Annotated in this window: 11 protein-coding genes; 2 read left to right on the plus strand and 9 right to left on the minus strand. The window is 45.6% G+C overall.

What is annotated here, in order from left to right:
* Positions 1–48: 48 nt before the first annotated feature.
* The 3 genes from Q0V21_RS03795 to lpdA form a co-directional block, all read right to left on the minus strand.
* Positions 49–1,035, minus strand: a complete 987-nt coding sequence (locus Q0V21_RS03795; protein WP_024630968.1) for an alpha-ketoacid dehydrogenase subunit beta — start codon at positions 1,033–1,035, stop codon at positions 49–51.
* 2 nt (positions 1,036–1,037) lie between these two features.
* Positions 1,038–2,066 (minus strand): thiamine pyrophosphate-dependent dehydrogenase E1 component subunit alpha, encoded by a 1,029-nt coding sequence (locus tag Q0V21_RS03800; protein WP_024630969.1) that lies wholly within the window; start codon positions 2,064–2,066, stop codon positions 1,038–1,040.
* Between the two features lie 139 nt (positions 2,067–2,205).
* Complete coding sequence (lpdA, locus tag Q0V21_RS03805) at positions 2,206–3,630, minus strand: dihydrolipoyl dehydrogenase (protein WP_079349462.1); 1,425 nt, start codon at positions 3,628–3,630, stop codon at positions 2,206–2,208.
* 225 nt (positions 3,631–3,855) lie between these two features.
* Between lpdA and Q0V21_RS03810 the strand changes: the two genes are divergently transcribed.
* The gene (locus Q0V21_RS03810) at positions 3,856–4,179 is read left to right on the plus strand and encodes a DUF2627 domain-containing protein (protein ID WP_029881018.1); all 324 of its coding nucleotides are present in this window, start codon (positions 3,856–3,858) and stop codon (positions 4,177–4,179) included.
* 217 nt (positions 4,180–4,396) lie between these two features.
* Here the strand turns inward: Q0V21_RS03810 and Q0V21_RS03815 are convergent, their stop codons facing one another.
* Positions 4,397–4,609 carry a hypothetical protein gene (locus Q0V21_RS03815; RefSeq protein ID WP_079349463.1) on the minus strand — a complete coding sequence of 71 codons (213 nt, stop codon included), beginning with the start codon at positions 4,607–4,609 and terminating at the stop codon, positions 4,397–4,399.
* Between the two features lie 184 nt (positions 4,610–4,793).
* Between Q0V21_RS03815 and Q0V21_RS03820 the strand changes: the two genes are divergently transcribed.
* Entirely contained in the window at positions 4,794–5,387 is a 594-nt protein-coding gene (locus Q0V21_RS03820; protein WP_024630974.1) for a thymidine kinase, read from the plus strand.
* Positions 5,388–5,608: 221 nt separating this feature from the next.
* Here Q0V21_RS03820 and Q0V21_RS03825 read toward each other — a convergent pair whose 3' ends face one another.
* The 5 genes from Q0V21_RS03825 to Q0V21_RS03845 form a co-directional block, all read right to left on the minus strand.
* Positions 5,609–6,085, minus strand: a complete 477-nt coding sequence (locus Q0V21_RS03825) for a hypothetical protein (protein WP_024630975.1) — start codon at positions 6,083–6,085, stop codon at positions 5,609–5,611.
* 537 nt (positions 6,086–6,622) lie between these two features.
* Entirely contained in the window at positions 6,623–7,267 is a 645-nt protein-coding gene (locus Q0V21_RS03830; RefSeq protein WP_079349464.1) for a hypothetical protein, read from the minus strand.
* A gap of 214 nt (positions 7,268–7,481) precedes the next feature.
* A complete protein-coding gene (locus Q0V21_RS03835; protein ID WP_079349465.1) occupies positions 7,482–8,519 on the minus strand; it encodes an NAD(P)/FAD-dependent oxidoreductase in 1,038 nt (345 codons plus the stop codon).
* Between the two features lie 151 nt (positions 8,520–8,670).
* The gene (locus Q0V21_RS03840) at positions 8,671–10,647 is read right to left on the minus strand and encodes an AraC family transcriptional regulator (RefSeq protein ID WP_079349466.1); all 1,977 of its coding nucleotides are present in this window, start codon (positions 10,645–10,647) and stop codon (positions 8,671–8,673) included.
* A 198-nt stretch (positions 10,648–10,845) separates the two neighbouring features.
* Positions 10,846–12,804 (minus strand): AraC family transcriptional regulator, encoded by a 1,959-nt coding sequence (locus tag Q0V21_RS03845; RefSeq protein ID WP_301877680.1) that lies wholly within the window; start codon positions 12,802–12,804, stop codon positions 10,846–10,848.
* Between the last annotated feature and the right edge of the window lie 92 nt (positions 12,805–12,896).

The raw sequence follows: 12,896 nt of genomic DNA on the forward strand, positions 1-12,896 counted from the left end.
TGGTTTTATCACTCCAAACTTTGCTTTTAAACGATCTCACTACACGAATTAATACTCGGCAAGCGTACGCATCGCTTCCTTGGCTTTATCCTTGCTCAGCATATAAAATTTCTCCAATGTTGGGCTAATCGGCATTGCCGGTACATCCGGTCCGCAGAGACGCTGAATCGGCGCATCCAGTTCGAACAGGCATTCTTCACTAATGATAGCTGCCACTTCAGCTCCTACACCACCTGTTTTATTATCTTCGTGCACAATCAACACTTTGCCTGTCAGACGAGCGGATGCAATGATGGCTTCGCGATCAAGCGGCTGTAATGTGCGCAGATCCAGAACGTGAGCAGTAATGCCTTCTTCACGCTCCAGCTCCTCGGCAGCCTGCATGACAAAATGAAGTGGCTGGCTGTAACCGATAACTGTAATATCTGCTCCTTCACGAAGCACGTTGGCTTTACCAATCGGAACGATGTAATCATCCTCAGGCACATCTTCCTTGATCAGCTTGTAGCATTTTTTGTTCTCAAAAAAGAGTACCGGATCCGGGTCGCGAATAGCTGCCTTGAGCAGTCCCTTCGCATCGTATGCCGAGTAAGGAGCTATAATTTTCAGACCCGGTGTGCCAAAGAAGATCGATTCCGGACATTGGGAATGATACAACCCACCGAAAATACCGCCGCCAATCGGCGCACGAATAACGATCGGACAACTCCAGTCATTGTTGGAGCGATAGCGGATTTTGGCCGCTTCACTAATAATCTGATTCGTTGCAGGCAGCATGAAATCCGAATATTGCATTTCAGCAATAGGTTTCATGCCATACATCGCAGCACCAATGGCTACACCTGCAATGGCTGATTCGGACAAAGGTGTGTCCATGACACGCATTTCACCAAACTGATCCTGTAACCCTTTGGTTGTAGTGAAAACGCCGCCTTTGACCCCTACATCCTCACCAAGGATAAAGACATTTTCATCCCGCTCCATCTCTTCTTTCATCGCGAGACGGATTGCATCAATATATTCCATAACCGCCATGCTTACCGTCCCCCTTCTTCGCTGTCCGCATAAACGTGCGTCAGAGTGTCCTCAGGTTTTGGATATGGCGCGTTGTCTGCATATTCAGTCGCTTCTTTCATTTCCAACGCAAGCTGGGAAGCCAGATCCGCATCCCGGGCTTCGTCCCAGATGCCGCAGTCGATCAGATAGTTCTTCATGCGAAGGACGCCGTCCTTCTTCCAGTTCTCTTCAACCTCTTCCTTCGTCCGGTAAGCCAGATCATTGTCGGAAGTGGAATGCGGAGACAAACGATACATCATCGCTTCAATAAGCGTAGGTCCTTCACCAGCGATTGCGCGTCGGCGAGCTTCTTTGACTGCACCGTATACTTCCAGCGCATCGTTTCCGTCTACACGAAGTCCGGGGAACCCGTAGCCAAGTGCACGATCCGATATTTTACCACTAAGCTGCTTGTGGATCGGAACCGAGATGGCATACTGATTGTTCTCACACATAATAATCACAGGAAGTTTATGAACCCCTGCGAAATTGGCACCTTCGTGGAAATCGCCCTGGTTGCTTGACCCTTCGCCAAACGTTACAAAAGAAACGAATTCTTTCTTCTTCATTTTGGCAGCAAGTGCAAACCCTACAGCGTGCGGAACCTGTGTGGTAACCGGGCTGGAGCCCGTAACAATCCGCAGCTTTTTGTGCCCAAAGTGACCCGGCATTTGCCGTCCGCCACTATTCGGATCTTCCGCCTTTGCAAAAGCAGACAGCATCAGCTCACGTGGAGTCATGCCCACTGCCAGTACAAAGCCATAATCCCGGTAATATGGTAAATAATAATCGTGATCCCGGTCAAGACCGAAGGCAGCCCCTACTTGCGCAGCTTCCTGTCCTACACCGGACACGTGAAAGTTAATTTTGCCGGCCCGTTGCAAGAGCAAGCAGCGCTCGTCAAACTTACGTGCGAGCAGCATGTATTTGTACATATCCAATACTTCACCATCGCTAAGTCCCAGCTGTTCATGCCGATGGACCGCGTCTGCAGTACCTTGTGAACTCATATGAGGTACCTCCTTTTAATCAGAGCCTGTGCCCGTCTTACTACCCGATCTTATAACCTGGTACTAAGACTTGGCTTAACCTTATTATAATCCCATTTGCCCAAAAAAGGAAAGGACCTTTCTCATAAGCCTGTCAGGCTTACATTCCAATCGCTTTTCCGTCAACTGCCAACATAGCTTCACCCATGATTTCCGATAAAGAAGGGTGAGGATGAATCGTCTGTCCCACTTCCCAAGGTGTGGCATCCAGCATCTGAGCCAGAGAGGCCTCAGCGATCAGTTCCGTCACATGGGTACCGATCATATGTACACCCAATATATCATTCGTCTTGGCATCGGCGATTACCTTCACGAATCCATCCCGGCTTCCATGAACCAAGGATTTTCCAATCGCCTGGAACGGGAACTTGCCTGTTTTGACTTCATAACCGCGCTCTTTGGCTTCACGCTCCGTGAATCCGATACTCGCTGCTTCCGGACGTGTATAAACACAACGCGGGATTCGATGCGATTCGACAGCATGTACCGTTTCACCCGCCAGATGATTCACAGCCAGAATACCTTCATGACTCGCTGCATGTGCAAGCTGTAATCCGCCGATGACATCGCCGATGGCATAAATATGTCCCTCACCGGTTTGCAAATGGTTGTTCACAGCAATGAAGCCACGGTCAAGCTTGATATCCGTATTTTCGAGTCCGATATTTTCGACATTGGCCTGACGACCAACTGACACCAGCATCTTGTCTGCTCTCAGGGTCTCTTGCTTCTCGTCTCCCAGCTTGATATCAATCTGAATACCGTCTTTCTCCACGCTATATGTCTCCGTCAGGACGCTGGCCCCTGTCAGGAAATGAACACCGCGTTTGCCAAGCAGTCTCTGCATTTCCTTCGCTACATCTTCATCCTCTGCTGGCAATACATGAGCGGCGGCTTCAACAACTGTAACTTCAACCCCAAAATCATTCAGCATGGAGGCCCATTCGAGACCAATCACACCACCACCTACAATGATCAGAGATGCAGGAAGTTCGTCCATTCGAAGAGCCTCATCACTGCTCATGATGTACCTGCCGTCTGGCTCAAGACCTGGCAGCACCCGCGGGCGAGAACCAGTAGCAATAATGAGATTGGTTGGCACCACTGTATCCATCTCGCCATCTTCAAACTCGACAGCCACTGCACCGCTCTGAGGAGAGAAAATGGAAGGTCCGATGACGCGCCCATTGGCGTGAACGACCTGAATTTTATTTTTTTTCATTAAATACTGCACACCTTGATGAAGCTGCTCTACAATCGCATCCTTGCGCGCCTGCACTTTCGGAAATACAAGTGTTGCCCCAGCTGTCTCAATACCGTAAGCTTCACTCTCTTGAATCTCCGCATACACTTCCGCACTTCGCAGCAATGCCTTGCTCGGAATACAGCCACGATGCAGACAGGTGCCCCCCAGCTTATCCTTCTCGATAATAACGACCTGTTTCCCTAACTGTGCAGCACGGATGGCAGCAACGTACCCTCCGGTTCCTCCTCCAAGAATGGCAACATCACATGTAATTGGCATCTCTTATGTTCTCCTATAATTTCGATGAATTTGTAAGATGATGATTCGGATGATTCTCTGTTTCATAGACATGATCTGTATTCCATTGTACTCCCCTTGAGCAGCCAACTCAAAATTTGACTCTGAAACGCATGGACAGCTTCTGGAAACCAAGCTATGATGGAATCAGGTATGACCTGTAAGCGCAACCTTTATTTTACGTCAACTTCAACCAGAAGGAGTTTAATGGTGATGAATACTAGACTTGTCTTTGCACGCTTTGTGGCGATTCTTGTTCTGGTCATTCCCGGGTTAATGGCCATGAAGGGATTTCTGATGATGAAAGACGCCCTTTTCCTGTATTATGCCGAGCATGGGAACGAGCAGATCTCCCCAGGTTTTCAATGGCTCTCCTTCGGTGGAGGACTTGTCCTGTTTGCCGCAGGCATGAGCTTTCTGGGAGGCTGGATTCTATTCCGTGACCGCAAGCGTAATTATGTAGGACCCCGTTTTCGGTCCAAAAGCGCACCCGCAGCCGATAAAGCAGATACGCCCGGTACGACTTCCTGAGTCCGGGCTTTTTGTCATTTTTTCCGGTTCTTTGTATTAAATTAACTATGCATGCCACTGCTTTCGGGCATCTTACTTCACACCCATATTGAAGGGCTGCACTGGATGGATGCCCTCTACTTCTGCACCTTACCTTCGCCATGATTTCCAAAATTACAGCAGGTATTCTATTTCCCCGTAAATTGCAGACAGAAGAGAACCCGGAGCAGTCTCCGGGTTATTCGTATAATGCATCCCGCAGCTTGGTGGACATGCGTGACTCTTTGGAAGAGGACTTCAGAATCGTTCTGCGCAACGTCAGATTACTGGCTTGCAGCCGCTCCGCTTCAGCGAATAAATCTGCAAACAACGTCTGCGCAGCTTCGTCAAGGGCCGACTGCCCTTTCAAACGTTCATATCGCTCCTGCAATTCGGATAATGCTTCACTCATCGTTAACACCTCTTTTCAATCGCTCCTGGTTCATGCACTACACTGCCGTAACCAACAGCTTAACAATCCATATAGTAACACAAAGCTGCTCAGATTAGTTCTGGCTCTTACTAAAGATTTTGTGGTACTCTGTAATGGTCGCTTTTTTTTGTTGAATCCCGTATGTGAGAGGAGTAGCAGAACTGTGCAAACAGGACGAATTACCGTAATTACAGGACCTATGTTTAGTGAAAAATCCGGTGAACTCATTCGCCGTTGTCAAAAATTAATTCAATTTGGCCGTAAAAAGGTCGTTGCCTACAAACCTGCTGAAGATGATCGATTTGCCCAAGACGAGATCGTTAGCCGTATCGGCTATCGTCTGCCTGCCCATTCCATTCCCCGGCAATTGACCCCGGAATCTGTGGAGATGATCCTGACTCAGACCAAAGATGCTGATGTTGTCGCATTTGATGAAGTGCAATTTTTCAGCAGTGCTATCATGGAACTGGTCTCCGAGCTTGCTTACTGTGGCAAACATGTCATCGTGGATGGACTGAATATGGATTACCGTGGCAAGGAATTCGGATATGTGGGCGGTTTACTCGCCATGGCAGATGACATCGAGAAGCTGTCGGCATTCTGTGCCGTATGTGGAAGCCCGGATGCGGCTTTTACCCAGCGTATCGTTAATGGAGAGCCTGTGACGCTTGGCCCGGTTGTCATGATTGGCGATTCAGAGGCTTACGAGCCACGCTGCCGCTGCTGCTTCATCCCTCCTCACAAAGTTGAATGCTGAGCAGATTTAGCTTACAATGATTCGTCTATAGATTCTGATCAGCGGTATTTGCTGCTACAGTTTTCCTTGAGATTTTAAAAAAGCCCCTAAGGGCTTTTTTTGCTATTGCTCCTATTTTACCAGCATACCCTTAATATACCTCTACTTATCTCGATTGTTAATTCTTTCTGAACACAAAAAAGCACCGCCTCGCAGCGATGCTTCCCATCCGTCATCTCCCGCTAGTCCCGGGAAACAAAATATTTGTTGGTCATGTAGTAAGCGTCGCCACGCGACGTTTCTACCATTCCTTTTTTGGCATCCAAAAATACAATTTCTTTGCACTTGGTGCAGTACCATTTGGTGCGCTTATATGGAGATTCCGTAACATATGCCGTGCCACATTTGCAATCAATCTTCATTAATAACTCGGTTGATTTATATGCACTAGACAAGCGTTCCATGTTATCCTGCTGCTGTGTAGGCATAATCGTCTGCTGATAATCCGATAAATGATTCTGAACTTTAAAATCTGCTACCAATCCTGCATTCAATCCAAAAAACTCCTTGCCGATTTCGGTCACGAAGCGCTTCTCATTTCTGTAGCAATCCAGCCACTCAATGATCTGCTTATTTGACAGTGGAACCGTACCCTTGATACCGCTGTTTAAGGTGTAGGTCATGATGTATAAAGTATCGTCTTGTCTACCTGAGTACATTAGAATCCTCCTTCGAATACATTTGCTAATGTACTACAAAAACGCTCATAAATCAAAGCAATGTTATTTCCTGAGCGTATCTCTTCCTTATTAAATGGGTAACATTCCTCGATGTTCCGCCAATGATTTACAAGAACTGCATACACCTGTAACATTTCCCTGGGAAGTCGCATAATGCACGATGGACTTCACTTTTTTATTACAAATGGAACAATGGTACCTCCTTTCCTTCTTGGGAGTATAATCGGATAGTTTTACTACATTTGAGTTTGATTTGAATCTACGCACGAAGTTCAGCCATTTCATCTCTTTCTCTCTCTTCCTTGATTGCCTTCTAAGGGGAGAACTGCTTATGCTTGGGCAATAATTGATCCTACAATGGGTTATGTATACGATTCCAAGTTGCATGTCTATCTCATAATCTATTCGACGTTTTGAGCCTTTTTCCTGTTTTTAATCACTAGGCATATAAAAAAAAACGACAGAACCTGCTCCAGCTTCTTAATAAAGAATAGAGCAGGCCTCATCGGTGGAACTTTATTTATAAAACGTCCCAAGAACTTCAAGCTCAGGGGAACGCTCGATTCGAAATGGATAGATATATCCCAGATTCAGCTTGGCAAACTTGCGACTCCACAGGTCAAGTCCAGATGTAAATTGGTACGCCTGATAGACAAACTTGGAACAATAATTGCGTTCAATACTATGCAGATTCGTCTGCAGACGGTAGTATTTCACCTGTTTGTAATGTTCCTGTACCCACTCCGCAGCCTTTACCCCCGCCTGATTCAATCTGGAGCGAAATACAATAAAACGATCCCCTTCATAAAAGCGGGTAATGTACCAGTCCATCGAATCGGCAAATACAGGCCCGTAAGGGTGAACGTGATACACTTTACCATCGAGTCCAATAATCCCCATATGCCCGGCGTAATAGGTCGATTCCGAACTTGGCGTATACACAATATCCCCCGGCTCCAGCTTCATTTGGCCCAAAGCGGTAATTGGCAAATCCTGATGCATCCTTCTCGCCGCTGAACGTGTGCGACGTCCTTCGACTAACAGTCGGTGCATTTTCCCAGCAACAGCGAGATAAATTTCAGACCATTTGATTCGTTTTTTCTCAGGATCTTTGAACCAACGATGAATCAATGTGAATATACGTTGAAATTCTTTTTTCATATTCTGCACTCCACTCTAATCTGTTTTACATTTTTTGATGTTTTTTTCTCACTTCTATGGCTTATTATAGACAGTTGATGATACGTGTTCAATTCCGGTGCCTATTCTATGTTGTGCTATTAGGGGAAGTTCATACCCGAACCGATGCTAAAAAAAGCAGTTCCGGCATTAGCCGAAACTACTTCGTTTGAGTTAAACTTAGTATGAAGAAATTCTATTCTTCCACAACACCAAGCGCTTTATTTTTCTCCTTAAAACGGCTGTTATGGGAAGACACATAAGCAACTTTCTCCGCTTCAGGATCCATATACAGTTTGGCGCTGTTTACCGCGAGTGCTGCATCCGTGAAAGTACCGGCTATCAGATACAGTTTACTTCCGTAATCGACAAAGTCTCCTGCGGCGAAGACACCTGGGATATTCGTTTGCAGCTTCTCTGTTGTGCTGACATGCCATTCACCAAGATCAAGTCCCCAATCACGGATCGGACCAAAATCACTCTTCATGCCATGGTTGACGATAATCGCATCCACATCAAGAATTTCGCTATCACCTGTCTCCACATGGGATATTGTCACTTGTTCGATGCTTTCACCACTTTGACTGTGCAAAGTATCAACGGCATACGGTGTACGAATATCCACTGAGGATTCTCTCATCCGCAGTACATTGCGCTCCAATCCGCCAAAGCGGTCACGACGATGCACAACCGTTACTTGTTCTGCCAGTGCTTCAAGCTCATTCGCCCAATCCACAGCGGAGTCACCTCCACCAGAAATCAGCACACGTTTGCCACGGAAGGGTTCCAGCTCCTGTACCGTATAGTAAAGATTGGTAACCTCATAACGGTCAGCGCCTTCAAGCTCCAGCTTGGCCATTTTATATATACCATACCCGATCGCCAATATGACGGTACGTGTCCAGTGTTGTTCTCCTGTAGCCGATGTCAGCAGAATCGTGCCATCTGGCTGACGCTCAAATCCTTCAATTTGCTGTTCAAACACAATCGTTGGCTCAAATGTTCTCGCCTGTTCTTCCAGCTGTTTGATCAAATTTTCACACAGAATGGGAGTAACACCGCCAACATCCCAGATCATTTTCTCTGGATAAAAGAGCATGCGACCACCCAATTTATCCCGCGCCTCAATCAATTTGGTCTTCATATCACGCATCCCGCTGTAAAATGCAGAATACATGCCGGCAGGTCCCCCGCCGATAATGGTTACATCATATAATTCCAAATGCTGATCCATTTCGTTACCTCCATCAGTTCGATCCAAAGCGCTCGACTATTTGATATCGATTCTCATTATCACTATTTTTCTAGTCTAATGGGAAACTTATCAAATTACAATGGCTAAAATTCAAACATTTCTTATACAAAACTGCCATCCCGTTGGCCCGCTATTTCACTTTGGGAGCTGCCAGTAAATGTTCGACGACAAAATCGAGCTGTTTGTTGATTGAATATACATCCGAATAATAGAAAAAATCAAAATCAATTTCAATTAAACGACCTTCTTTGACAGCAGGTACACTGCTCCATACCGGGTTATCCGTCAGATTGTCCGCCCCTTCATATACCGAACGAAACACGTAGTCGCCCAAGTATTGGGGAAGAACTTCCATGGATACCGTTGAAGCTGCAGCTTCTGATACTTTATCTATTTTTTGTTGAACCTTTTCGGGTGCTTTCATTTCCAAGTACTCATAAATGGCTTGTGAGCCTCGTCCATATTGCTTGCTTTCTGCAATCGACATGCTTTTGAGACCACCCTCGACAATGGAAACCGTTTTGTCCAATATGCCAGCATCTGCCAGCTTTTGTTTGCTTTCCTCTACTTTGCTGTTGAGATTATTAATTAAAACGTCAGCTTCCTGCTCTTTGCCAAAAATGCTAGCTATACTGTGGAGTCTTTCTTCTGTTGTCATTTTCTCATATGGGACATACACCGTTGGTGCAATATCTTTTAATAACGTGTAAGTCTCTTCTGAAGGAACAATAATCAAATCTGGGTCCAGATCAATGACAGCTTCAGGATTTGGTTCAAACCAGGTGCCCAGTGAATTTACACCTTCAAGCTCATTCTTATATGCAGCCCCGTCGTATACGTCCGATGTAGCAATGGGCTTAATTCCAAGTGCAACGACGTCTCCCTGGAGATAGAGTACAACAACCCGTTTAGGATTTGCCGGAACAACAACATCACCCTTAACCGTGGGAACCGTGCGCGTTCCATTTTCATTATTCGTTTGGCTACCTGATTCTGATGACGAGGATGCCGCTGTGCTGCTGGATGAGTTCGCATTGGTGCCTTCTCCCGTTGTCGGCGTTGTTGCGGAACCTGCTGAACAGGCTGATAAAAGCAATGTGATGCTCAAAAGTGCAACCATAATCATGCTGGAGCTTGTTTTTCTTCTTTTCATTAATGTAGACCCTCCGTCTATATATTGATAATGATTCTCATAATCAATATATCCTCGCATCCATCTCCAGCCAATGGACGATTCGGAGAATTGTAATGGACGATCCTCTGCCAGACTCTGATCTCTTATTTTTCGCTGATAGAGCGTGGGAGAAAGGCCTACATGTTTTTTGAAAATACGGCTGAAATAATACACATCCGCGTATCCCACTTCTGCCGCGATTTCACGCAGGGTTGCATCCGATCGCATAAGCAGATTCCGGGCCGCGGCCAGTCTTGTTTGAATGAGATAATCAATCGGACTGTGTCCTGTCTTTCGTTTAAATTGCATGGATAAATGACGGGAGCTGTAATTGAATTGTTCAGCCAGAAAATCCAAAGTGACCTGTTCCCTATAATGCTGCTGTATGTAGCGGAGTGTTTGCTCAATAGGGTCTGGAAGCACCGTTCTGATCTCCTGCTGTGCCAATTGAAACGATAATTCATGAATAAATTGGTAGAACAAACTTTTCACTTGAAGTAAGTCCAGGCTGTCTGCCTGATCCCAAGCTTTCTCCAGCGCACCAATATAGCGCATTAAAGTAAGAGGATCACTCGGCGTAAATCCGTATTGCAAAGAAAACGGAGCAACCTGCGGTTGTGACAACCGCCATGTTTTACGATGACTTGGAAACACAAGGAATGCCCTGTAGAACAGCAAATAATATTCAAACTTTTCGCTCACCCGAATATCCAGTGATGAACCTTTACCACCATGCAGAATACAGAATCGCTGTGCTTCTTGTGTTTTTCCATCCAATTTAAGTAGAGCTGCACCACGAACGCTGTATATAAAAGCGTTTGCCGGAAGCAAATATGACTCCTGTATTTCCCCTGCCTCCATGACGATCCGGCGTATATCCAGAATTTTAACAGCCGCTTGATTCCAGCATTGCATCTGTTCATTTAATTGCATCGATTACTCTCCAATCCCAGTCTCACCCGGAACAAAGACCATGTACAGGCCATCGTTCTGTAAATGTAAACCATCCTCTAACCAAAGCGTTAGCAGAGGTTCACTATTATGCCTTCATTATAGATGATAATAATTTTCATTATCAACTGGTTTTTAACCAGGATTAGATTTCGCCAAATTACAATCCACATCGATCCATTATTTTTTATTCGAAATTTTTGTGAACCAAGCTGCCAATTCTTCGGTCTGATCCAACGTTGCAATCGGGTCAAAGTACCATGAACGATCTGGACTCCATATATACACTCGATCATTCTTGACAGCCTCAAGCGAACTCCACACCGGTTTTGTTTTCAACTCATCCACAGTTAGATTATCTGCTGTCAGAATAATGTAATCCCCAGCAAATTCAGGAATCGCCTCGGAAGACACTTCAACAAGCTGATCCTTCATTAATAGCTCTTTTTTATCTGCCGGGGGATTCAATCCAAGTGCACTGTATACGGCCTGACCTCCCCGACCAAAATTATCACCAAAAGCCAAGGGTCCTTTATCATAAAACTGCATGATCGAAACTTCTGCATCCACATCAATGGCATCATGAACTTGCTTCTTTGCGTCTGCAATTCGTGAGTCATAGTTGGCTAACCATGCCTCAGCCTCCTTTTCTTTATTCAGTGCTTTACCAAAATAAGCAATCTCCTCATGGGTATTTTTCAACTCTCCATAAGGAACAACCAGAGTCGGAGCAATTTTGCTAAAAGAATCAAACAAATCCGGATCACCGGTGACAATCAGATCTGGTTGCAGTTCCAACACCTTTTCAAGAGAAATCGTTTCGTATTCCCCAATATTCTCTACGCCCTCAAGTGATTCGATAAAGTAGGGATTCTTCAGGTTCATCTCCGGTGTACCTACTGGCTTGATGCCCAAAGCAATCAGGCTGCCCAAATATAAATCAACCACAATTCGTTTGGGTTCAGCCGGGACCGTGATATCTCCCTTGACCGTCGCGATGGTACGAGGCTCGGAAGTGTTCGATTGGCTATCTGCCGTTACTGTGCTGGTGGCACTCGAAGTCCCTTTGCCTCCAGCTGCTTCTCCCCCAGAATGACTAGTTGTCCCTGGCGAGCAGGCACTAAGCAGTAGAGTAAGACTTAATAAAATAGTAAGCAGCATTCCCGTTCTTGTCTGTCTATTCATGTACATTGACCCTCCGTGTTTATATTGATAATGATTATCATCATCGTTATAAACATACCTTTCGGCTCTGCCGCTGGAAATGTCATTTCGCGCCAGGGCCGATGTCAGATCAGGCCATTTTAGCGGTCCAGACGTCTTTTCCTTGTATTGAAGGGGAGAAACGCCTGTATGTTTTTTGAACATGCGTCCCAGATAATATCCGTCCGGATAACCGATGCCAGCTGCAATCTCATCCAAAGTAGCGTCGGTGTGCAGCAGCATCTCCTTGGCCTTGAACAAGCGAAACTGGGTCAAGTAGTCGATTGGACTATAACCCGTCGCTTGCTTGAACTTGCGAGACAGACTTCTGGAACTGCTGCCGATCTTCTCTGCCAAAACGTGCAGCGTTAGAGGCTCGGCATAGGAGGATTCCACAATTTCAATGACATGGCTGACTTGATTCGTATATGAATAGCGATTCGCAGATTGCGGAATATGTGCTGATATTTGTTCTACGAAGGGATAGAACAGGCTTTTTGCCTGGAAATGATGAATAGGGTTCTTTTGATCCCACAAAGAGTGCATCTGTTTCACTTGCTCATAAAGCACAGCTGGTGACTTTGGAGCATAACCATAAGTTAGCTGAAATGGATTCATGTGCTCCATCATTTTCCCCAGATCGGTTCTTCCTCCACTTGGCAAGCTTGCTCTGTACATAAGGTAAAACAGGTCCAATCCAGATTGTCCAGCCTCAATATGCAGCATACTTCCTTTTCCACCATGGAGAACATAAAAACGACTCACCTCATGCTTCTGGTCATTCATTGTCACATAGGCCTTACCCTGGATGGTGAATACAAACGTGCTCGCAGGAAATGTATATGTTAGCTCCTCATAGGGGCTTAACTCCATATAACGTATATCCGCAATACTCACAGCAGCATAGTTCCAGAGTATGTAATAATTATTCCACATTTCACTAACCCAACCCCGTCTAAATAGATTGTGACGAAACTATTCCTCACTCATTGATAACCATTATCAATTATTATCAGTAAGTAAGCAAC

This window comes from Paenibacillus sp. 11B (genome assembly GCF_030487755.1).
GTDB lineage: Bacteria > Bacillota > Bacilli > Paenibacillales > Paenibacillaceae > Paenibacillus > Paenibacillus vandeheii.